The organism is Streptomyces sp. NBC_01237, from assembly GCF_035917275.1.
Taxonomy (GTDB): domain Bacteria; phylum Actinomycetota; class Actinomycetes; order Streptomycetales; family Streptomycetaceae; genus Streptomyces.
Map to the genome: position 1 here is coordinate 3,057,306 of NZ_CP108508.1, position 21,043 is coordinate 3,078,348.

A 21,043-nucleotide genomic window follows, 5' to 3' on the forward strand; every position below is an offset into this window, starting at 1 on the left:
CATTTCCGCAGGTCAGAGCGGTTGCGGCCGCGACCGGAGCAGGAATGTCACTTCACGGCTTGCGCATGGAGCCATAGTGGTGCCACTATTGCGTCATGGACCTCACCCCGTACGTCGACACCCTCCGCCGCGAACTCGCGGTGGCCGCCGCAGCCGGCGGCGACGAAGCTCGCGAGCTGGCAGAAAGGCTCACCGCTCCCCTGGAGTCGGCGACCCGGCTGGCCATGCTGAATGTGCTCTCCGCCGCGACGGACGAGATCACCCGCGAACTCGCACCGGGCTCGGTCGACGTACGGCTCCGTGGCCTCGACCCCGACTTCGTGGTGGTGCTGCCGCCCACCGAGGGCGACGCCCCCGTGGAGGCCGCAGCACCCCTCGAACCGCTCCGGGCCCCGGCCCCGTCCGACGGCGATGAGGGCGGCCCCGCCCGCGTCAATCTGCGGCTGCCGGCCCACCTCAAGGCACGCGCCGAGGACGCCGCGAACCGCGAGGGCCTGTCGGTCAACGCGTGGCTGGTGCGGGCGGTGTCGGCCGCGGTCGACGGCGGCACCCGGCCGCGTACGACGGAGAAGGCCCAGAACGTCGGACAGAACTTCACGGGCTGGGTGCGTTAGCCGCACCCCCGCCCGCACCGCTTCACCCACACCACGTCCCACCAGCGGGGACGCCACGAGGACCCAAGAGGACGGGACAGCCATGCCTTCTTTCGACACTCCCCAGCCGATCTCGGTCAACGCCCGTGTGGACGCGGGTTCCCTCCAGTTCGCCGCGGGCGACCGCCTCGACACGGTCGTCGAGGTGCGGCCCCGCGACCCGAAGAAGGACAAGGACGTGCGGGCCGCCGAGCAGACCGAGGTCACCTTCGCGAGTGGCGTCCTGACCGTCAGGACGCCCAAGCAGCGCTACCTCGTCGGGCCCACCGGCACCGTCGACGTGACGGTCGACCTGCCCACGGGCTCACGCGTCGACGCGACCGGCTCCTGGACCCAGGTGCTCGGGGCGGGCCGGCTCGGCGACGTCCGTGTGAAGACCTCGTCCGGTGACGTCCGCCTCGACACGACCGGCCCGCTCCACCTGACCGCGTCCCACGGCTCGATCACCGTCGACCGGGTGGAGGGTCCCGCCGAGATCACCACCAGCTCCGGCAGTCTGCGCGTCGGCCTGGTCGACGGCACCGCCGTCCTGAAGAACTCGCACGGCACCACGACCGTCGGCGCCACCACCGGCGACCTGCGGGTCAGCGGCGCCAACGGCGACATCGACATCGAACGCGCCGAGGGCTCCGTCACCGCCACCACCGCCCACGGCACCCTGCGCGTCGCCGAGGTCGCCCGCGGCACCGTCCAGCTGGAGACCTCCTACGGCGCCATCGACATCGGCATCCGCGAAGGCACCGCCGCCTGGCTCGACGTCAGCTCCGGCCGCGGACAGGTACGCAACACGCTCACCGCCTCCGAGACCCCGGAGAAGACCGAGGACACCGTCGAGGTCCGCGCCCGGACCCGCTGGGGCAACATCGACATCCGCCGCGCCAAGCCCTGACCCCGGCACCACCGGCACCACTGGCACCACCAGCACCCCTGGCCTCGCCGGCCTCACCTCGCCTCAGTCACTTCCCCCGCCACTTCAGCCTCCGATTGGGAGGGCTCCATGCCTTCTTCTGTCATGTCCACGTCCAGGCAGGGTGACAGTCACCCGTCACCGGCCGCCGTCTCCGCCGTCGGTCTGCGCAAGTCGTACGGCGACAAGACCGTCCTCGACGGCATCGATCTGTCCATCCCGGCCGGTTCCGTCTTCGCGCTGCTCGGCCCGAACGGCGCCGGCAAGACCACCGCCGTGAAGATCCTCTCCACGCTCATCACCGCCGACGGCGGACAGGCCCGGGTCGCGGGCCACGACGTCAGCACATCACCGGACGGGGTACGGGCCGCGATCGGCGTCACCGGGCAGTTCTCCGCCGTCGACGGGCTGATCACCGGCGAGGAGAACATGTTCCTCATGGCGGACCTGCATCACCTGTCCAGGACCGAAGGGCGTCGGGTCACCGCCGAGCTGCTTGAGCGCTTCGACCTGACCGAGGCCGCGAAGAAGCCCGCCTCCACCTACTCCGGCGGCATGAAGCGCCGACTCGACATCGCCATGACCCTGGTCGGCAACCCGCGGATCATCTTCCTCGACGAGCCCACCACCGGCCTCGACCCCCGCTCCCGCCACAACATGTGGGGCATCATCCGCGAGCTCGTCACGGGCGGCGTCACCGTCTTCCTCACCACCCAGTACCTCGACGAGGCCGATGAACTCGCCGACCGCATCGCCGTCCTCAACGACGGCAGGATCGCCGCCGAGGGAAGCGCCGACGAACTGAAACGCCTCATCCCCGGCGGACACGTACGGCTCCGCTTCACCGACCCGGCCGCGTACCAGGCCGCCGCCACCACCCTGAACGAGGCCGCCCGCGACGACGAGGCGCTGTCCTTGCAGATCCCCAGCGACGGCAGCCAGCGCGAACTCCGCTCCCTCCTGGACTGGCTCGACACCGCGGGCATCGAAGCCGACGAGCTGACCGTCCACACCCCCGACCTCGACGACGTCTTCTTCGCCCTCACCGCCAAGGCCGACGTCCCCCACCAGCCCAAGGAGAACGTCCGATGAGCGCCCTCACCCTCGCCGTCCGCGACTCCGGCACCATGCTGCGCCGCAACCTCCTGCACGCGCGCCGCTACCCGTCCATGACGCTGAACCTGCTGCTCACACCGATCATGATGCTGCTGCTCTTCGTCTACATCTTCGGAGACGTGATGAGCGCGGGCATCGGCGGCGGCGGCGCCGACCGCTCCGACTACATCGCCTACATCGTTCCCGGGCTCGTGCTGATGACCATCGGCAGCACCACCATCGGCACCGCGGTCTCCGTCTCCAACGACATGACCGAAGGCATCATCGCCCGCTTCCGCACCATGGCCATCCACCGCGGCTCCGTGCTCGTCGGACATGTCGTCGGCAGCGTCCTGCAATGCGTGATCAGCGTGATCCTCGTCGGAGCCGTCGGCGTGGCCATCGGCTTCCGTTCCACCGACGCCACCGTCCTGGAGTGGCTGGCGGCGTTCGGACTGCTCGTCCTGTTCTCCACGGCACTCACCTGGATCGCCGTCGGCATGGGCCTGATCAGCCCGAACGCCGAAGCCGCCAGCAACAACGCCATGCCCATGATCCTGCTCCCCCTCCTCTCCAGCGCCTTCATCCCCGTCGACACGATGCCGGGCTGGTTCCAGCCGATCGCCGAGTACCAGCCCTTCACCCCCGCCATCGAAACCCTCCGCGGCCTGCTCCTCGGCACCGAGATCGGCAACAGCGGATGGCTCGCCGTCGCCTGGTGCGTCGGTCTCACCGTGCTCGGCTACTTCTGGTCGACCGCCAAGTTCAACCGCGACCCGAGGTAACGGCCACCACCCACCACCCGGCCCACGTCCGACCCCAGGGCGGCGCACCCCGACACCACGTCGGAGTGCGCCGCCCCGTCGGCGTTCCCCGCCGGCCCCCGGCCGGTCCTCCCGCCGCGGGCACCGGCGAAACCCGCTCGACACCACTCGCCCCGCCCCGGCAGAGTCCCGTCATGACACCCAGGCACTGGCCCCTGTACGGGCTCCGCGTCCGCACCCCCCGTCTCGAACTGCGCCTTCCCGGGCCCGATCTGCTCGACGCGCTCGCGTCGGTCGCCGCCGAAGGGGTGCACGCGCCGGACAGCATGCCGTTCACCGTGCCGTGGACCGAGGGGGAGCCCGACGAGATCGGACGGACCGTGTACCAGCATGTGCTGGCCACGGTGGCGAACTGGTCGGTGCGGGACTGGACGCTCAGCCTGGCCGTGCTCCACGAGGGCGAGGTCGTCGGGCGGCAGGACGTCTCGGGCCGGGAGTTCGGTGTGACCCGGGAGGTCGCGACCGGGTCGTGGCTGGGGCTCGCGCACCAGGGCAGGGGCATCGGCACCGAGATGCGGGCCGCCGTGCTGCATCTGGCCTTCGCCGGACTCGGCGCCCGGTACGCCACGTCGGGTGCGGTGAGCGACAACGCCCGTTCGCTCGGCGTCTCGCGCCGCCTCGGCTACGTACCGGACGGGCTGGACGTCGAAGCCGTACGCGGCGAGAGCCTCACCGTGCGACGGCTGCGGCTGGACCGGGAGCGCTGGGAGCAGCACCGGAGCGTCGAGGTCACCGTCGAGGGACTCGACGCCTGCCGGGCGGACTTCGGCGGATGACCCGTACCCACGTACAACCCTTGGCCACCGACAGCGGTCTTCGCTGTGCCACACGGCCGTGATCCGCTGACGCGCACGGCCCTGTTCCACCGGTCCGCCCGGTCCTCATCCGCAGGAGAAGCAGCTCTTCATGCAGCAGTCCCCTCGCTCCCCCCGTGCCCGCACAGCCGCCGCCGTCGCCGTCGTGCTCGCCGCCGGGCTGACTCCGCTCACCGTCGCCGCGCCCGCGTCGGCCGCCGCCGCGAAGAACTACGACGACTTCAACGGGGACGGCTACCGCGACCTGGCCACCTCCTACGCGTACACCGGTATTCACGACGGCTCGCTCTACTTCACCGGCGGCGCGGTCCAGGTCACGTTCGGCGGGCCCAAGGGGCTGACCGCCCGCACGCAGCTCATCCACCAGGACTCCGCCGGTGTCCCCGGCGGCGGGGAGCCGAACGACCAGTTCGGTGCCGCCCTGGCCCACGCCGATCTGAACCGGGACGGATACGCGGACCTCGTCGTGGGCAACCCCACGGAGGAGTCCGGCAAGACCCCCGTCGGCTCGGTCACCATCCTGTGGGGCTCGTCCAAGGGGCTGAAGGGCGGCACCGCGCTGCCCCGGAAGGGCGGCGGAGCGTACGGGGCCTTCGGCAGCGACCTGGCCACGGGCGACTTCAACGGGGACGGCAAGCCCGACATAGCCACGCTCAACGCCAGTGACACCTACCTCTACCGAGGCGGCTTCACCAAGTCCGGCGGCCTCGGCAAGGTCACCAAGTACGACAAGGCCGACGGAGGCTGGTACAGCGAGAGCCTGGCCGCCGGCAAGGTCAACGGGGACGGGAAGACCGATCTGGTCATCATCGGCGTGCACGGGACCGACAAGGTCTTCCGCACCGAAGCCTGGTTCCTGAAGGGCGCGTCCGGCGGGCTGACATCGGGCCCGACCAAGGTCATCGACAGCAGGAAGCCGCACTCGGGCCTGGACGCCGCGATCGGCGACTTCGACCGGAACGGCTACGGGGACATCGCCATCGGCAACCCCTACGAGAGTGGCGGGCGCGGTTCGGTGACCCTCTGGTACGGCACGGCGAGCGGCCCCGGTTCCAGAAGCGGGAAGCTCAGCCAGTCGACCGCCGGTGTCGCGGGCGCCTCGGAGCCGGACGACTCCTTCGGCCAGGCCCTCTCGGCCGGTGACGCCGACGGCGACGGGTACGCCGATCTGGCCGTTGGCGTTCCGTGGGAAGCGGCCGGGAAGAAGACCTCCGTCGGCGGGGCGTACCTGTTCCGCGGTGGCTCCGGCGGGCTCAAGGGATCGCGTTCCCAGGTGATCGGCAAGACGTTGCCCGGAGTTGCCGGAGGAACGGTGGCGGGTGACGGCTTCGGCTACGACCTGCGCCTGCGGGACCTGAACCGGGACGGCAGGGCCGAGCTGGCCGTGGCGGTGCCGGGCGAGAACACGGTGCGCGTGCTGCCGGGAGCCAAGGGCGGGGTGACCGGGGCCGGTTCGTACGTCGTCAAGGAGACCGGCACGGCGCTGCCCGACTAGCGGGGCACGGAACGGCGGGAGAGGCGGGGCGGGGCCGGTGGCCGCGCCCCGCTTCCGTCGGACCGCCCGTTCCGCCGGCTCATTCCGCAGACACAAAGGTTAGGCTAACCTTCCTTCGGATTGCCGCTGCCGGGGCCGGGCCGTCCGCCCGCGGGCCCCGCCCGTACCGGAGGAACTCCCGTATGACGACTGCCCCCGCACCCGCCATCACCCCCTTCCGGTTCTTCGGCCTGACCGTGCTCCGGACCAGACGGCTCAGCCCCACGATGCACCGGATCACCTTCGGCGGCGCGGGGCTCGACGGATTCGCCGCCGGGGGCCGCGACCAGAGCCTGTCGCTGTTCCTGCCGCACCCGGGGCAGCCCGAGCCGGTAGTGCCCACCGGCGAGGACTGGTTCGCCGAGTGGCGGGCGCTGCCGGAGGACGTGCGGGCGGTGATGCGCTCGTACACGGTGCGCGCGCAGCGCCGTGCGGCCGACGGGTCCACCGAGGTCGACATCGACTTCGCGCTGCACGAGGAGGGCGGACCCGCCTGCCGCTGGGCCATGGCCTCCGCTCCGGGGCAGTCGCTCAAGGCGCTCGGCCCGGCCGTCGAGGACAACACGGCCGTCCGCTTCCGGCCGCCCCAGGACACCGACTGGGTGCTGATCTGGGCCGACGAGACGGCACTGCCCGCCGCGTCCGCCGCCCTGGAGTGGCTGCCCGCCGGGCTGACCGCCCGGGTGTGGCTGGAGGTGCCGCACACCAAGGACCGGCAGGCCCTCAACACGGCGGCCAGGGCCAGGATCAGCTGGCTCGTACGGAGCGAGGGCGCCCCCTCGGCCGTGGACGCCGTCCGGGCCGCCGAACTGCCCGGGGGCACCCCGTACGTCTGGATCGCGGGCGAGTCGTCCGGCGTACGGGCGCTGCGCCGCCATCTCGTCCAGGAGCGGCGGTTCGACCGCCGGCGGGTGACCTTCGTCGGTTACTGGCGGCGCGGGCTCAGCGAGGAGCAGCTGCGGGCGGAAGCGGCCGCCGAAGACGCCTGAGCCGGACGGCCTCCGCGCGCACCCCTCGGGGGCGAGGAGCCGCCCCATCGAAGGTTAGGTTAGGCTAACCTAAGCTAGGCATCGCGCCCTCGTCCCCGCCTTCCCTGCCCGGAGGGCGGCGATGACGTTCCCCTCACCCGGGAGGACCCCTCATGCGTTCGCACCTGCTCAACCACATGACTGCGGAGCACTACCGGCGCACCGTCACCGCAGGAGTGGAACAGGTCGCGGCCGGACTCACCGCCGCCGAACGCCCCTTCAGCGGGGTCGGCGTCGATGAACTCTCCCCCGTCGTCGGCGCGATCGACCTGGACCGGCCGCTGGGCGATGTCTCGGCCGCCCTGGACGAGCTGAGCGAGGTCTACCTCCGTGACTCCGTCCACTTCCACCACCCGCGCTATCTGGGCCATCTCCACTGCCCCGTGGTGATCCCCGCCGTGCTGGGCGAAGCCGTGCTCTCGGCCGTCAACTCCTCGCTGGACAGCTGGGACCGGAGCGCCGGCGGCACGCTCATCGAGCGCCGGCTGATCGACTGGACCGCCGAACGCATCGGACTGGGCCCGGCCGCCGACGGCATCTTCACCAGCGGCGGTACGCAGTCCACCCTCCAGGCGCTGCTGCTCGCCCGCGAAGAAGTGGCGTCCCGGCCCGAGCACTTCGCCCGGCTGCGCATCCTCACCTCCGAGTGCGGCCACATCGGGGTGCGCAAGGCCGCCAGGATCCTGGGCCTGGGACCCGACTCGGTCATCTCCCTGCCCGTCGACCGCGACAGGCGCATGCAGACCGTGGCCCTGGCCCGCGCGCTGGAGCGGTGCGCCGCCGAGGGCACCGTCCCGATGGCCGTCGTCGCCACCGCGGGCACCGCGGACTTCGGCTCCATCGACCCGCTGCCGGAGATCGCCGCGCTCTGCGAACAGTTCTCCGTCCGGATGCACGTCGATGCCGCCTACGGCTGCGGGCTGCTGGCCTCCCGCGAGCGCCGCGGGCTGCTCGAAGGCATCGAGCGCGCCGACTCGGTCACCGTGGACTACCACAAGTCCTTCTTCCAGCCGGTGAGTTCCTCCGCCGTACTGGTCCGCGACCGGGCGGCGCTGCGCCATGTCACGTACCACGCGGAGTATCCGGACCCACGGCGGATGACCGGGGAGCGCAGCCCCGACCAGGCGGACAAGTCCCTCCAGACGACCCGCAGATTCGATGCGCTGAAGCTGTGGATGACCCTGCGCGTCATGGGCGCGGACGGCATCGGCGAACTGTTCGACGAGGTCTGCGACCGCGCCGCCGAGGGCTGGCGGCTGCTGGCCGCCGACCCGCGCTTCGAGGTGGTCGTCCGGCCGCGGCTCTCCACCCTGGTGTTCCGCTTCATCCCGTCCGGCGTCACCTCGCCCGCCGAGATCGACCGCGCCAACCTCTACGCCCGCAAGGCGCTCTTCGCCTCCGGCGAGGCGGTCGTCGCCGGTACGAAGGTCGGCGCGCGCCAGTACCTGAAGTTCACCCTGCTCAACCCGGAGACGACCGTACGGGACATCGCCGCGGTGCTCGATCTGATCTCCGGCCACGCGGAGAAGTACCTGGGAGAGTCCCTTGTCCGCGCTTCCTGAGCCCCATGGCCTCCTCGGGGCCGACGGTCCGCCCCGGCCGCGCGTGCGCCCCGGCCGGGCGGTCCCGCGCCTTCCGGGAGTCCGCCGCACGAGCCGGGCCCTCGGCACGTTCACCCTCCGGCCCCTGGACCCCTTCGACGACGCCGAGCTGGTGCACGGCTGGGCCGCCCGCCCCGGGACGGACCTCGGGCCGGTGAGCGGCGCCCGGCTCCAGGACGTCGAACGGAAGTGCATGGCGATCGCCGCCCACCGGAACCACGACGCCTTCATCGGGCTGTACGACGGTGAGCCCGCCTTCCTGATGGAGCGCTACGACCCCGCCGAGACCGAACTGAAGGGGCTGTACGAGGCGGAGCCCGGTGACGTCGGGATGCGTCTCCTCCTCGCGCCCGCCGTCGCCCCGCCGCAGGGCTTCGGCTCCGCCGCGATCACCACCGTGATGGAGGCGCTGTTCGCCGACCCGTCGGTACGCCGGGTGCTCGTCGGACCCGACGGTCGTGCGGACGCCGTGCACGCGCTGCACAGGGCGGTGGGTTTCGAGGTGATCCGGGAGAGCGCCGGGCCGGAGAAGGGCGCCCTGCTCGGCGCCTGCACGCGGGAGCGGTTCCAGGCCATCACCGCCGGAGGGCCCCGGTGATGATCACCCTCCGCACCGACGGCGTCGCCCTCCTCCGCCCGGAGCGCCGGATCACCGGACCGCCGCAAACAGACTGCTCGTCCGCAAAGCCCTCGCGGAATTCGGCCACGACCGGCTTCCCCCGCTGAAGGCACAGGACTTCTTCACGGATCCGTGTTCGACGCCCGGCCGTACGGCGAACGCCCTCCCGGTGCACCGGGAGGCGGTCTCCTCCGCCCTGGCCAGAACCCCGTACCGTCCGGCCGAGGAACCGGCCACCTCCCGACGGACCCCTCACCGCCGGATTCCGTGCCGGTCCGGCGGACCCCGCGGCGGGTCCGCGGTGGCGGTGCTCCGGCCGACCGGCACACCGAAGAACCCGATCGCCGCGTGGCGACGGGCCCATGAACGGGTGAGCGCCCGGAGACGGTCCTCCGGGCGCTCACCTTCTCGTACGTACGGGTGTCAGCCCGTCACTGTCCGGCCCACGGCACCTGCGGCGACCGGTAGAAGTCGATGCCGAGCGCGGTCAGCCGCGGTCCCTGGGCGGCCAGCCGCACCTTGTACGTCTCCCAGTCGTGCGTCGCCGCCGGAGACCAGCCGAGCTCCGCCACCCCCGGCAGCCGGGGGAAGGCCATCTGCTCGATCTCCGCGCTGTCGGTCAGCGTCTCCGTCCAGAGCGGTGCCTCGACGCCGAGGACGGAGCCCTCCGGCGCACCTTCCAGGTAGGTCGCCGGGTTCCAGTCGTAGGACCGCTGGACCTCGACGAGCCCGGCCCAGGACAGCCCCAGCTTCGTGTCCTTGGTGTACTTCATGTCGAGGTAGGACCGGTCGGCCGGGGACAGGATCAGCTTCGTGCCGTTCTTCGCGGCGTCCACCACCTGCTGCCGCTCGGCGGCGCCCGTCCGGTCGTAGCCCCAGTACTGCGCCACGGCCCCTTCGACCGGCTTCGCCCCGGTCAGCTGGTGCCAGCCCATCACGGTCTTGCCGTACTTCCCGACGACCGCCTGCGCCTTCTCCATGAACGCCACGAAGTCCTCGTGGCTGGTGGAGTGCGCCTCGTCGCCCCCGATGTGGAGGTACTTCCCGGGGGTGAGCGCGGCCAGTTCGCGGACGACGTCGTCCACGAAGTCGTACGTCACGTCCTTCGGGACGCACAGCGAGCTGAAGCCGACGGTGGTGCCGGTGTAGAGGGGCGGCGCGATGCCGTCGCAGTTCAGCTCGGCGTAGGAGGCGAGTGCCGCGTTGGTGTGGCCGGGCAGGTCGATCTCCGGGACGACCTCCAGATAGCGGGAGGCTGCGTACCGGACGATCTCCTGGTAGTCGCTCTTGGTGTAGTACCCGCCGGGCCCGCCGCCGACCTCGGTGGAGCCCCCGTACGTGGCCAGCCGGGGCCAGGAGTCGATGGCGATGCGCCAGCCCTGGTCGTCGGAGAGGTGCAGATGCAGCTTGTTCAGCTTGTAGAGGGCGAGTTGGTCGATGTACCGCTTCACCTCGGCGACCGAGAAGAAGTGCCGCGAGACATCGAGCATCGCGCTCCGGTAGGCGTAGCGCGGTGAGTCGGTGACGGTGCCGCCCGCGATCTGCCAGGGCCCTTCCTGCGGGCTGTTCCGCTCCACCCGGTCGGGGAGCAGCTGACGCAGCGTCTGGACGCCGTGGAAGAGCCCGGCGGGCTCGCGGGCGGTGATGGTGACGGCGCCCTTGGCGGACCGCAGCCGGTAGCCCTCCGCGCCGAGACCGGGGTCGTCGTCGCCGAGCTCCAGGCGGATGCCGTCGCGGCCGTCGCGGTCGGTGACCGGCAGCGCATAGCCGGTGGAGGGGCGCAGGAGGCCCGCCAGATACGCGCCGATCTCCCGGACCTCGCGGGTGCCGTCGGCGACCCGGATCCTGGTCGACGGGGTGATGGCGTACGGGGACCCGCCCGGTGCCACCTCGGCGGGGACGGGCACGAGCTGCCCGAGCGGCCGGGGCGTCTCCGCCCGCGCCGGGGCGCCGCCGCCGGGGGCGGAGGCGGCTCCGATGCCCGCGAAGCCGGCCGCCACGACGAGCAGCAGCGAGCCGAACAGACGGGGAAGCGTTCTGTGCTGTGTCACAAGCCGGTCCCTTTCGATGGGGTCACCTGCGGTTCTCCTGTGCGACCGAACGGTTACCATCCGTATCGCGCAAGTCATGCACCCGTCAATGACTGGACCACTTCCGGCACGGTCGGCTGGCAGAATCACCGGCATGGCGGAAATCATCCAGCGCGACGGAACGTGGACCTTCGACGGCGAAACGGTACGGATCGTGCCGGGCGGCAAGGCGCATCCGGTACGGCAGGACCTGGGCGAACTCGCGGTCCCCGTACAGGCGCTGGCGGGCATCTCGTTCGAACCGGACCGCAAGGGCGGCCGGCTCCGGCTGCGGCTGCGCGGCGGGGCGTGCCCGGTGCTGCTCGCCGCCGACGGCCGGCTCAAGGACGGCGCGGACCCCTATGTCCTCACGGTGGAGAAGGACCGCACGGGCGTCGCCGAGTACTTCGTCGACGAGGTGCGCAACACCCTGCTGATCGAGCAGGTGCCCGACGGCCCGGTGGACCGCTTCCTGCTGCCGGGACCGGCCCTCCCGGTCTCCGGCGGCGGCGGGGACGGCACGGCCTCGTTCGACGGCGAGACCGTCCGGCTCACCTGGAACTGGAAGGCCGAGGAGTCGAAGACCGCCGGCGGCACGGTCTCCTTCCCGGTGTCGTCCGTCACGGGGGTGCGCTGGCTGCCCGCCATGGGTCTGGAGAACGGGCATCTGCGCTTCGAGCTGGGGCGCGGCGCGGTCGCGGCGCCGCCGAAGTTCGACCCGCACTCGCTGGATCTGTGGGGCCTGTCGAAGAAGGAGTACACGGCCGTCCTGGTCGCGGCGGCGGTGCTGATGCGGCTGCCCGGAGCGCGGAAGGCCCTGGAGAAGACCGGGGCGGCCGACGCGGCACCGCGGGCCGTCGCCCCCGCCGCCGCGGCCGACGATCACGACGCACTCCTGCGCAGGCTGCGGGAGCTCGGCGAGCTGCATCAGGCCGGAGTGCTCACCGACGAGGAGTTCAGCACGGCAAAACAGGCCGTCCTGAAGCGCCTCTGACCCGATCGGCGGCCTCCACCGATGACCCCCTGCCCGATATCGGGCAGATTTCTTGCATAACACCTCGACGCCGCGCAATATCGACGAGTGCTTGAACGCCGCTCGTCGCACGACGACCTCATCGACCACCTCGTACGCTCCAGCGCGCTCCAGCGCGGCGAAGCGGCCCGGGTGATCCTCGACGTGCTCGCGTACTTCGACGAGACGACGGACGACTTCGTCCGGCGCCGCCACCGGGAACTGCAGTCCGGCGGCCTGGTCAACACGGAGATCTTCGAACGCATCGCGGCCGAGCTGCCGCACCGCGCGGTGGCGCCGCCGGAGCTCTCGCTCCGCCAGCTGCGCCGCATCGTCTACGGCTGAGCACGGTCCGATCTTTGTACGTCGTTGGAGGGGCAGAGACTCTATGTGCGGAATCGTCGGTTATATCGGAAAGCGTGATGTCGCCCCGCTGCTGCTGGAGGGCCTGCAGCGGCTGGAGTACCGGGGCTACGACTCCGCGGGCATCGTCATCACGGGCAAGGCGGCGGCCGGCCGGCCGGGCACCCTGAAGACGGTCAAGGCCAAGGGCCGGGTCCGCGAGCTGGAGGCCCGCGTTCCCAAGCGGTTCACCGGGACCACCGGGATCGCCCACACCCGCTGGGCCACCCACGGCGCCCCGAGCGACGAGAACGCCCACCCCCACCTGGACGCCGACAGCAAGGTCGCCCTCGTCCACAACGGCATCATCGACAACGCCTCCGAGCTCCGTGCGAAGCTCGTCGCCGACGGTGTCGCCTTCCTCTCGGAGACCGACACCGAGGTGCTGGTCCACCTGATCGCCCGGTCGCAGGCCAGCACCCTGGAGGAGAAGGTCCGCGAGGCGCTGAAGTCCGTCGAGGGCACGTACGGCATCGCCGTGCTGCACGCCGACTTCAACGACCGCATCGTCGTCGCCCGCAACGGCTCCCCGGTCGTCCTCGGCATCGGCGAGAAGGAGATGTTCGTCGCCTCCGACGTCGCCGCGCTGGTCGCCCACACCCGCCAGATCGTCACCCTGGACGACGGCGAGATGGCCACCCTCAAGGCCGACGACTTCCGTACGTACACCACCGAGGGCTCGACCACGACGGCCACGCCCACCACGGTGGAGTGGGAGGCCGAGTCGTACGACATGGGCGGCCACGACACGTACATGCACAAGGAGATCTCCGAGCAGGCCGACGCCGTCGACCGGGTGCTGCGCGGCCGGATCGACGACCGGTTCTCCACCGTGCACCTGGGCGGTCTCAACCTGGACGCCCGCGAGGCGCGGGGCGTGCGCCGGATCAAGATCCTCGGCTGCGGCACCTCGTACCACGCGGGCCTGATCGGCGCCGGCCTCATCGAGGAGCTGGCCCGCATCCCCGCGGACGCCGAGCCCGCCTCCGAGTTCCGCTACCGCAACCCGGTCGTGGACCCCGACACCCTGTACGTCGCGGTCTCCCAGTCCGGCGAGACGTACGACGTGCTGGCCGCCGTCCAGGAGCTCAAGCGCAAGGGCGCACGCGTCCTGGGCGTGGTGAACGTCGTGGGCTCCGCGATCGCCCGCGAGGCCGACGGCGGCATGTACGTCCACGCGGGCCCCGAGGTCTGTGTCGTCTCCACCAAGTGCTTCACCAACACCGTCGTCGCGTTCGCGCTGCTCGCCCTGCACCTGGGCCGCATCCGCGACCTGTCGGTCTCCGACGGCAGGCGGATCATCGAGGGCCTGCGCAAGCTGCCCGAGCAGATCGGCGAGATCCTCGAAGCGGAGGACGACATCAAGAAGCTCGCCGAGGAGTACGCCGGTGCGCGGTCGATGATGTTCATCGGCCGGGTACGGGGATACCCCGTCGCGCTGGAGGCCTCCCTGAAGCTCAAGGAGATCTCGTACATCCACGCCGAGGCGTACCCCGCCTCGGAGCTCAAGCACGGCCCCCTGGCGCTCATCGAGCCGGAGCTCCCCACCGTCGCGATCGTCCCGGACGACGACCTGCTGGAGAAGAACCGCGCGGCGCTGGAGGAGATCAAGGCCCGCAGCGGACGCATCCTCGCCGTCGCCCACCGCGAGCAGGAGAAGGCCGACCACACCATCGTCGTACCGAAGAACGAGAACGAGCTGGACCCGATCCTGATGGGCATCCCGCTCCAGCTCTTCGCGTACCACACGGCGCTGGCCATGGGCCGCGACATCGACAAGCCGCGCAACCTGGCGAAGTCGGTCACGGTCGAGTAGGCAATTCCGCAGGCATGGCCCCCGGAGCCGTCCCGCCCCCTGCCACGGGGTGCGGGGCGGCTCCCGGCATTCACGCTCCGGGCGCACGCTTCGGGCGCGACGCGTCACACGCGGCGGTGAACTCGGTTGCCCGCCCCGCCCCCTGACGCCCCGTCCGGCCTCCGCACCATCCCGGCCCCGCCCGCCCAGTCCGGTGCCCGAACCCGCCACCGGAGAGTTCGGGGGTCAGGGGATGACGATCACCGGGCGCTGTGCGCGACGGGCCAGCCGCCCCGCCACCGAGCCGAAGATCCGGCCGACGATGCCGTGCGTGGAGCCGACGACGATGGCGTCCGCCGAATACTCACGGCCGACCTCCTCCAGCTCATGGCAGATGTCGCCGCCGCGCTCGACCAGTACCCAGGGCACCTCGGAGAGATAGTCCGCGCAGGCCAGTTCGAGTCCGAGGACCTCGGTCCGGTGATCGGGGACATCGACGAAGACGGGGGGTTCGCAGCCCGCCCAGACGGTGGTCGGCAGCCGGTTGGCGACATGGACGATGATCAGACCGGAGCCGGATCTACAGGCCATGCCGACGGCATACGCGAGGGCGCGTTCACTGGATGTGGAGCCGTCGAAACCGACCACCACACCGTGCCGGAACGCGGGATCGCAGGAATGACGTGTTTCTTCGACCGTCTGCGGTTCCGACCGGGGGTCGGCTACCTGCTTGCGGTCTGCGGGTTCAGGGATTTCGTGACCGGCCATCGGTGTCTCGGCGAAGAGAGTCCTCGTGAGGAGGGAGCGGCTTGAGAAGGTGCTTCAGCGGGTGGTGCGGCTGTCCGGGAATCATCTTCCCAACCCCCTACCCCCAAGGGTACGGCGCCACTCCTCCACTGCCCAGACCCCCGCAAAAGCGCGCACGGCGTTGCAGGGAGCATGCCCGAGGCGGCCCCGTATGGCAATGCCGGTTGTGCACTACACCGAGCGCCACGCCGCCGGAGGAGTCCGATCGTCCTGTTTTCCGTACCGCGGCACAGCGGACGGAAGGGATTCGGGGTACCGGGGAGTGACCCCTTCGAACGGTCTCCGTTAGCCACATCGTCACACCGTGCCACCGCGCCACCACCTCAAGGAGCAGAGCCGTGCCCACCCCGCCGGGACCCTCGTCCGAGCCGAGCCCCGAAACCGCGCCGGACCCGGCGGGTATCGCGGCCCGCTGGGTGGTCTTCGGTGGCCTGCTCGTACCGGCGGTTCTGGTGGTGTACGGCTCATCGGTCGGTAATGCCACCGTCTCCGCCCTCGGGCTCGCCTCCGTCACGGCAGTCTGCCGGCTGCTGCTGTGCCGGTCCGAACGCGCCACCGCGCGAGGGGCCGACGGAGCGCACCGGAGCGGTCGCCAGGCGGGCAGTTGTGCGCCGGGCGTGACCGGATCCAGCACGCGCAACCATTAGTTTTCAGCCAACTTCACATCTGCGCCGAATCCTTGGCGATATGGCCGAGCAACCCACTTGCCACCAGGCAGGAAGAGACCGCGCGGTACGCTTTCACCCAACGCGGACGGGCCATGATCGCGAGGCGCACTTCCCTGCGCGGCCCGCGAGTGGAACGCTTCGTGATCGAATGCTTCGCGCCAAGTTGCCTTGTCGACATAGTGCCGACGGGGGAACGTGTCACGTCGGGACTGCGGGACACAGTAGATTCGATCATGGGTATCGAAGGCTGGGGACCCGTGCAATACCGAGGGGAAACGTGCAGGAGCGACAGGCCCGTAAGGACCAGGGAGACGCGAACACCGAGGGGGGCTTAGCGTCATGAGCCAGGACTCCGCCACCGCAACGGAGGCCGCACGAAAGCTGACCGGGCGGCGACGCCGTGAAGTCGTAGCCGTGCTGCTGTTCAGTGGTGGCCCTATCTTCGAGAGCTCCATCCCGCTCTCCGTTTTCGGAATCGACCGGCAGGACGCGGGAGTTCCCCGCTATCGCCTGCTGGTCTGCGGCGGCGAGGAAGGGCCGCTGCGTACCACGGGTGGACTCGAACTCACCGCGCCGTACGGCCTGGAGGCGATCAGCAGGGCAGGCACCGTCGTGGTGCCCGCCTGGCGCTCGATCACCTCGCCGCCGCCCGCCGAGGCACTGGACGCGCTGCGCCGCGCCCATGAGGAGGGCGCCCGCATCGTCGGACTGTGCACCGGGGCCTTCGTGCTCGCGGCGGCCGGTCTGCTGGACGGCCGCCCGGCGACCACCCACTGGATGTACGCACCGACGCTGGCCAAGCGCTATCCGTCGGTGCATGTCGATCCGCGTGAGCTGTTCGTCGACGACGGCGATGTGCTCACCTCGGCCGGGACGGCTGCCGGGATCGATCTCTGTCTGCACATAGTGCGCACGGACCACGGCACGGAGGCCGCCGGGGCACTGGCCCGCCGGCTCGTCGTGCCGCCGCGGCGCAGTGGCGGCCAGGAGCGCTACCTCGACAGGTCTCTGCCTGAAGAGATCGGCTCCGACCCGCTCGCCGAGGTCGTGGCCTGGGCCCTGGAGCATCTCCATGAACAGTTCGACGTGGAGACGCTGGCCGCGCGCGCCTATATGAGCAGGCGGACCTTTGACCGGAGGTTCCGCTCGCTCACCGGCAGCGCACCGCTCCAGTGGCTGATCACCCAGCGGGTGCTGCAGGCGCAGCGGCTGCTGGAGACCTCCGACTACTCGGTCGACGAGGTCGCGGGCCGCTGCGGCTTCCGCTCCCCGGTCGCGCTGCGCGGGCATTTCCGCCGCCAGCTCGGCTCCTCCCCCGCCGCGTACCGGGCCGCCTATCGGGCCCGCCGTCCGCAGGGAGGGATGGTGGAGAGCACCGCCACGGTGATCGACACGGTCGTACCCACCCAGGGTTCGCCGTCCGGCCGCCGGAGCCCGGCGGTACCGGTCGGGGCCTCGGGGGGCTCCTCGGAGCACTCCGTACCGGGTCCGGACGCGTACGCCCCCGGTCGCCCGGCCCTGCCGGGACAGCGGAGCGCCCCGTAGGGTGGGGCGCATGAACGACCGCATGGTGTGGATCGACTGCGAGATGACCGGGCTCTCGTTGACGGACGACGCACTCATCGAGGTGGCCGCACTGGTCACCGACTCGGAGCTGAACGTGCTCGGCGAAGGGGTGGACATCGTGATCCGCCCGCCGGACGCGGCCCTGGAGACCATGCCCGAGGTGGTGCGGCAGATGCACACCACCTCGGGTCTCCTCGACGAGCTGGCCGGGGGAACCACCCTGGCCGACGCCGAGGAGCGGGTCCTGGCATACGTACGCGAACACGTGAAGGAGCCGGCCAAGGCCCCCCTCTGCGGGAACTCGGTCGGCACCGACCGCGGCTTCCTTGCGCGGGACATGCAGACGCTGGAGGGCTACCTCCACTACCGGATCGTCGACGTGTCCTCCATCAAGGAGCTGGCCCGCCGCTGGTACCCGCGGGCGTATTTCAACAGCCCGGCCAAGAGCGGCAACCACCGGGCACTGGCTGACATCCGCGAATCCATCGCGGAACTGCGCTACTACCGGGAGGCGGTCTTCGTACCGCAGCCCGGCCCGGACTCGGAGCGCGCCAAGGAGATCGCGGCGCGCCACGTACTGCCGCCCGAGTAGCACGACAAGCCCAGGTCACGGGCCCTTCGGGGCCCGTGGACCGGGGAAAAACAACGGGGGCGCGAGCACCCTCCCGGACCCTGTACACTTTTTCTCGGCCGGTCGGAAAAGTGACCGGACGACATGGTGGGTATAGCTCAGCTGGCAGAGCACCTGGTTGTGGTCCAGGATGTCGCGGGTTCAAGTCCCGTTACTCACCCTGAATGATCAGCCCCTGACCCGGGAACGGGTCAGGGGCTGATCTGTTTCCAGATCCGTCCCGACGCGGGTCCGGCCAAGCCCCCCGATTCGGGCCTCGGGCGGACCCAGGGGCCGTGGCTTCGTGGCGGAGCCCGCCGTTCCCGGCGACATACCGTTCGAGCAGTGGGCCGAGCGCCGCATCAGCAGACCGACCGGCATCGAGGACCGCACGCCCGAGGATCTTCGGCGCGACCTCCGCATCCACCTGTCGCTACTCCGGCACACCACCGTGGCCGGCGTCCCGGCCCCGGCGGGTCCTGCCTGCCCGGCTGGGTACGCGTTGCAGCCGCCGGGCGTCCGGATGCTTCGGTGCGCCGCTGTGATGGGGCACCGACGACCCCGAGTACGTCGCCGTCGTCGGCAGCGCTGGATCCCGGCCGCGGCGGAAGTATCCGTGAGCCTGCCGAAGAGGATGCCCCGCCGGTAGTATCCGGGGCAGCGAACGTCACTGATCCTCATGGTCGGTGCCCACAAAGCCGCAGGTCAGAAGGCATAACCCCCTTATGTGTGGGGCGAGCCCGACCAGTTCCGGATATCCGTGTGTGACCTCGCACGTGCGGGGATGGCTGGCTTCCCGGTCGCCCGGGCGGGCCTAGACTGGCTCGGCCGCCATGGAAGGATTGATCACAAATGCGACCCGCGCGATTCCAGGACTTCGTCCTCGACCTGGTCAAGAACACCCCCGGTGTGACCCGCGTCCAGACGGCTGCCGAAGCCGGGGAGAGCCGGTTCCCCTTCGGCCTCGTCATCGTCGCCGCCGCAGGCGAGTCCCGCTGGCAGATCATCGGACAGCTGGCCGCCGGCGAGAAGCACGAGCACGCTGACGTTCCGGTCGCGTACGACGCTCTGCCGGCCTGGGGCGAGCCGCAGGCCGGCGACAACGCGGAGGCATGGCTGGCTGCGGTGATCGGCCGGTCCGAGTCGCGGGAGATCGCGAGCATCACCCGCTGGTCGACCCGCGAGGACGAGCGCCCGGACAACCTCGGCATGACCGTGGAGTTCAACAACGGGGCGAAGGCGTTCGTGCGGAAGGTTTAGGGACTCCCCGCCCGGGCGACCGATCCAGGGCGCATGTGCACCACCTGTCAGCACCACTCCAACGAGGAGGATCTGATATGTGCAGTCACACGACCCCCGGCCGCCGGTTCGACCCAGGTCTCACCGAGGGCTACTGCCCGTCCTGCGGCGCGGGCGTCGGAAGCCCGGCCGGCACCCCGACCGCCAGCCATCAGGTCGGCGGCACCGGCACCGAGATGTGTCCCGGTAGCGGTCAGCCCGCCCAGTAACGGCCACAGGACTGCAAGGTCGCCCCCTTCGCCTTCGGGCGGCGGGGGATGTTTCGTATGCCTGGACCTGGTCGGAGGGCCGCAAGGCCCTGCGCCTGCTCAAGGACATCGTTCTCTCGTTCTGAGGCCAGGTTGCCGGGCGCCGGCCGAGCGGTCAACTCACCTGTCAAAGGGCCGCGTCCCACCGCCGCTTGGAGCCGCACGGCCTCCCCACGAGATGCCACCCGGCCGTACTCTGGCGAGACCGACAGCCAGACGGAGGGGCACCATGGACATCCCCGCAGAGCTCAGTACCGGCGAGCGCATCCGCGTCCTACGTGAGTCTCGGGGCATGTCGCGCCCGATCCTCGCTCAGCTCTGCGGCCGGGGCGCCGAGTGGCTGAAGAAGATCGAGTCAGGGGAGCGCGAGCTTCGGTCGCACACACTGCTGCTGAAGCTCGCGGCGGCCCTCCAGGTCGCCGACCTGTCCGTTATCACTGGCACCGACCCCGGCGCACCGGCCCAGCCGGTACCGCTCGGGCGTCTCTCCCACCCAGGGATGCCGGACATCTGGTCAGCGGTCATGACCCGTACGCTCGCCGCGCCTCCGGGCGGCCCGGTCGATCCGGTCGTGCTCCAGGGGCGGGCGGATCAGACGTGGCGCCTGTGGCACTCGTCGGCACGGAACCGAACCGAGGTCGGCTCCCTTCTCCCCGCTCTGATTCGGGACGGTGAACACGCGGTACGCAGCCTCGACGGAGACCGGCGCCGCGCGGCTCAAGTCGCGCTCTCGGATATCTACCGGCTGACCGGCCAGGCGACCGCGTACGTGGCCCCGACCGAACTGGCGTGGGTGGTTGCTGACCGCGCGCTGTCGGCAGCGCAGGCAGCCGACCAGCCTGCGGCCATCGCGGCGTCAGCCTGGAACTTGGGCAACATCCTCCGTGAAACCTCGTATCCGGAAGAGGCGCTGCGTGTCGTCATGGAGGCCGCAGACCTGATCCGCCCTCACCTCGACGGTGCCCCGGAGGACTGGCACGGAATCTACGGCGCACTCCAGCTTCATGCCGCCGTCACCGCCGCCCGTGAGGGCAGCGAGGGGGAGGCATGGCGGTACTGGGGGAAGGGCGACCAGGTCGCCAAGTCCCTGCCCGCCTCGTACGTGCATCCGTCGACCGTGTTCGGCCGGGCCAATGTGGACTTCCACGCGGTGTCGGTGGCCACCGACCTGCGGAAGTCGCAGAAGGCGATCGGGCTGGCGGACGACATCGACCCGGACATCATGCCGTCACGCGAGCGGCGGGCCCGGCTGTGGGTGGAGGTGGCGCGCGGGCATCTCCAGCGCGGGGACCGCACGGCAGCACTGCACGTCATGCAGAGGGCACACAAGATCGGCGCCGAGACCGTGGCGTACACCCCGTCGGCTCGTACGGTCGCGGCAGAGCTGTGGCGGCACAGCTCGCGGTCGATGCGCGTCGAGACAAGCCAGTTGGCCGAAGCTGTCGGCGTAGCTACTGTCGGGTAGCAGGTACAGGCCGGGACAGGGGTACA

Annotated in this window: 20 protein-coding genes and 1 tRNA gene; 19 read left to right on the forward strand and 2 right to left on the reverse strand. The window is 70.9% G+C overall.

All coding sequences use genetic code 11. The features are described 5' to 3' along the window. Positions 1-95 precede the first annotated feature (95 nt). From OG251_RS13440 to OG251_RS13480, 9 genes are all read left to right on the forward strand, one after another. Positions 96-614, forward strand: coding sequence for a hypothetical protein (locus OG251_RS13440; RefSeq protein WP_326677394.1), 519 nt, complete (start codon positions 96-98; stop codon positions 612-614). Between the two features lie 82 nt (positions 615-696). Beyond that, positions 697-1,542, forward strand: coding sequence for a DUF4097 family beta strand repeat-containing protein (locus OG251_RS13445; RefSeq protein WP_326677395.1), 846 nt, complete (start codon positions 697-699; stop codon positions 1,540-1,542). 108 nt (positions 1,543-1,650) lie between these two features. After that, entirely contained in the window at positions 1,651-2,652 is a 1,002-nt protein-coding gene (locus OG251_RS13450) for an ATP-binding cassette domain-containing protein (RefSeq protein ID WP_326677396.1), read from the forward strand. Then, positions 2,649-3,440, forward strand: a complete 792-nt coding sequence (locus tag OG251_RS13455) for an ABC transporter permease (protein WP_326677397.1) — start codon at positions 2,649-2,651, stop codon at positions 3,438-3,440. Before OG251_RS13450 ends, OG251_RS13455 begins: the two co-directional genes overlap by 4 nt. A 173-nt stretch (positions 3,441-3,613) precedes the next feature. Continuing rightward, the gene (locus tag OG251_RS13460) at positions 3,614-4,255 is read left to right on the forward strand and encodes a GNAT family N-acetyltransferase (RefSeq protein WP_326677398.1); all 642 of its coding nucleotides are present in this window, start codon (positions 3,614-3,616) and stop codon (positions 4,253-4,255) included. A 130-nt stretch (positions 4,256-4,385) separates the two neighbouring features. Further along, on the forward strand, positions 4,386-5,789 hold the full coding sequence (locus OG251_RS13465; RefSeq protein WP_326677399.1) for a VCBS repeat-containing protein: 1,404 nt from the start codon (positions 4,386-4,388) through the stop codon (positions 5,787-5,789). A 182-nt stretch (positions 5,790-5,971) separates the two neighbouring features. Continuing rightward, a complete protein-coding gene (locus OG251_RS13470) occupies positions 5,972-6,817 on the forward strand; it encodes a siderophore-interacting protein (RefSeq protein WP_326677400.1) in 846 nt (281 codons plus the stop codon). A gap of 152 nt (positions 6,818-6,969) precedes the next feature. Further along, positions 6,970-8,418, forward strand: coding sequence for a pyridoxal phosphate-dependent decarboxylase family protein (locus OG251_RS13475; RefSeq protein ID WP_326677401.1), 1,449 nt, complete (start codon positions 6,970-6,972; stop codon positions 8,416-8,418). 43 nt (positions 8,419-8,461) lie between these two features. Continuing rightward, complete coding sequence (locus tag OG251_RS13480) at positions 8,462-9,055, forward strand: GNAT family N-acetyltransferase (protein ID WP_326681248.1); 594 nt, start codon at positions 8,462-8,464, stop codon at positions 9,053-9,055. Between the two features lie 452 nt (positions 9,056-9,507). Here OG251_RS13480 and OG251_RS13485 read toward each other — a convergent pair whose 3' ends face one another. Further along, positions 9,508-11,127, reverse strand: coding sequence for a beta-N-acetylhexosaminidase (locus tag OG251_RS13485; RefSeq protein ID WP_442818328.1), 1,620 nt, complete (start codon positions 11,125-11,127; stop codon positions 9,508-9,510). A gap of 133 nt (positions 11,128-11,260) precedes the next feature. Between OG251_RS13485 and OG251_RS13490 the strand changes: the two genes are divergently transcribed. From OG251_RS13490 to glmS, 3 genes are all read left to right on the forward strand, one after another. Then, positions 11,261-12,139, forward strand: a complete 879-nt coding sequence (locus OG251_RS13490) for a DUF4429 domain-containing protein (RefSeq protein ID WP_326677403.1) — start codon at positions 11,261-11,263, stop codon at positions 12,137-12,139. Positions 12,140-12,226: 87 nt separating this feature from the next. Further along, complete coding sequence (locus OG251_RS13495; RefSeq protein WP_326677404.1) at positions 12,227-12,502, forward strand: hypothetical protein; 276 nt, start codon at positions 12,227-12,229, stop codon at positions 12,500-12,502. A gap of 43 nt (positions 12,503-12,545) precedes the next feature. After that, positions 12,546-14,375 (forward strand): glutamine--fructose-6-phosphate transaminase (isomerizing), encoded by a 1,830-nt coding sequence (glmS, locus tag OG251_RS13500; RefSeq protein WP_326677405.1) that lies wholly within the window; start codon positions 12,546-12,548, stop codon positions 14,373-14,375. Between the two features lie 225 nt (positions 14,376-14,600). Here the strand turns inward: glmS and OG251_RS13505 are convergent, their stop codons facing one another. Beyond that, on the reverse strand, positions 14,601-15,122 hold the full coding sequence (locus tag OG251_RS13505) for a universal stress protein (RefSeq protein WP_266806602.1): 522 nt from the start codon (positions 15,120-15,122) through the stop codon (positions 14,601-14,603). A gap of 377 nt (positions 15,123-15,499) precedes the next feature. Between OG251_RS13505 and OG251_RS13510 the strand changes: the two genes are divergently transcribed. The 7 genes from OG251_RS13510 to OG251_RS13540 all read left to right on the forward strand — a co-directional run bounded on the left by OG251_RS13510 (position 15,500) and on the right by OG251_RS13540 (position 21,017). Next, positions 15,500-15,808 carry a hypothetical protein gene (locus OG251_RS13510; RefSeq protein WP_326677406.1) on the forward strand — a complete coding sequence of 103 codons (309 nt, stop codon included), beginning with the start codon at positions 15,500-15,502 and terminating at the stop codon, positions 15,806-15,808. 360 nt (positions 15,809-16,168) lie between these two features. Beyond that, complete coding sequence (locus OG251_RS13515) at positions 16,169-17,374, forward strand: helix-turn-helix domain-containing protein (RefSeq protein ID WP_326677407.1); 1,206 nt, start codon at positions 16,169-16,171, stop codon at positions 17,372-17,374. Between the two features lie 10 nt (positions 17,375-17,384). Further along, positions 17,385-17,987: an oligoribonuclease gene (gene orn / locus OG251_RS13520; protein ID WP_073723945.1), complete on the forward strand. Its 603-nt coding sequence runs from the start codon at positions 17,385-17,387 to the stop codon at positions 17,985-17,987. Between the two features lie 126 nt (positions 17,988-18,113). Next, positions 18,114-18,186 (forward strand) — tRNA-His (locus OG251_RS13525). Between the two features lie 671 nt (positions 18,187-18,857). After that, a complete protein-coding gene (locus OG251_RS13530) occupies positions 18,858-19,265 on the forward strand; it encodes a hypothetical protein (protein WP_326677408.1) in 408 nt (135 codons plus the stop codon). Between the two features lie 77 nt (positions 19,266-19,342). Then, positions 19,343-19,513, forward strand: coding sequence for a hypothetical protein (locus tag OG251_RS13535; RefSeq protein ID WP_326677409.1), 171 nt, complete (start codon positions 19,343-19,345; stop codon positions 19,511-19,513). A 268-nt stretch (positions 19,514-19,781) separates the two neighbouring features. After that, positions 19,782-21,017, forward strand: a complete 1,236-nt coding sequence (locus tag OG251_RS13540; RefSeq protein WP_326677410.1) for a helix-turn-helix domain-containing protein — start codon at positions 19,782-19,784, stop codon at positions 21,015-21,017. Positions 21,018-21,043: the final 26 nt, after the last annotated feature.

Bases quoted from the DNA above. Each gene is read 5' to 3' on its own strand.
- OG251_RS13505 (WP_266806602.1), bottom strand. From the start codon at position 15,122: ATGGCCGGTCACGAAATCCCTGAACCCGCAGACCGCAAGCAGGTAGCC.
- OG251_RS13530 (WP_326677408.1), top strand. From the start codon at position 18,858: ATGCGACCCGCGCGATTCCAGGACTTCGTCCTCGACCTGGTCAAGAAC.
- OG251_RS13470 (WP_326677400.1), top strand. From the start codon at position 5,972: ATGACGACTGCCCCCGCACCCGCCATCACCCCCTTCCGGTTCTTCGGC.
- orn (WP_073723945.1), top strand. From the start codon at position 17,385: ATGAACGACCGCATGGTGTGGATCGACTGCGAGATGACCGGGCTCTCG.
- OG251_RS13475 (WP_326677401.1), top strand. From the start codon at position 6,970: ATGCGTTCGCACCTGCTCAACCACATGACTGCGGAGCACTACCGGCGC.
- OG251_RS13490 (WP_326677403.1), top strand. From the start codon at position 11,261: ATGGCGGAAATCATCCAGCGCGACGGAACGTGGACCTTCGACGGCGAA.
- OG251_RS13445 (WP_326677395.1), top strand. From the start codon at position 697: ATGCCTTCTTTCGACACTCCCCAGCCGATCTCGGTCAACGCCCGTGTG.
- OG251_RS13535 (WP_326677409.1), top strand. From the start codon at position 19,343: ATGTGCAGTCACACGACCCCCGGCCGCCGGTTCGACCCAGGTCTCACC.
- OG251_RS13450 (WP_326677396.1), top strand. From the start codon at position 1,651: ATGCCTTCTTCTGTCATGTCCACGTCCAGGCAGGGTGACAGTCACCCG.
- OG251_RS13455 (WP_326677397.1), top strand. From the start codon at position 2,649: ATGAGCGCCCTCACCCTCGCCGTCCGCGACTCCGGCACCATGCTGCGC.
- OG251_RS13465 (WP_326677399.1), top strand. From the start codon at position 4,386: ATGCAGCAGTCCCCTCGCTCCCCCCGTGCCCGCACAGCCGCCGCCGTC.
- OG251_RS13460 (WP_326677398.1), top strand. From the start codon at position 3,614: ATGACACCCAGGCACTGGCCCCTGTACGGGCTCCGCGTCCGCACCCCC.
- OG251_RS13540 (WP_326677410.1), top strand. From the start codon at position 19,782: ATGGACATCCCCGCAGAGCTCAGTACCGGCGAGCGCATCCGCGTCCTA.
- OG251_RS13440 (WP_326677394.1), top strand. From the start codon at position 96: ATGGACCTCACCCCGTACGTCGACACCCTCCGCCGCGAACTCGCGGTG.
- OG251_RS13515 (WP_326677407.1), top strand. From the start codon at position 16,169: ATGAGCCAGGACTCCGCCACCGCAACGGAGGCCGCACGAAAGCTGACC.
- glmS (WP_326677405.1), top strand. From the start codon at position 12,546: ATGTGCGGAATCGTCGGTTATATCGGAAAGCGTGATGTCGCCCCGCTG.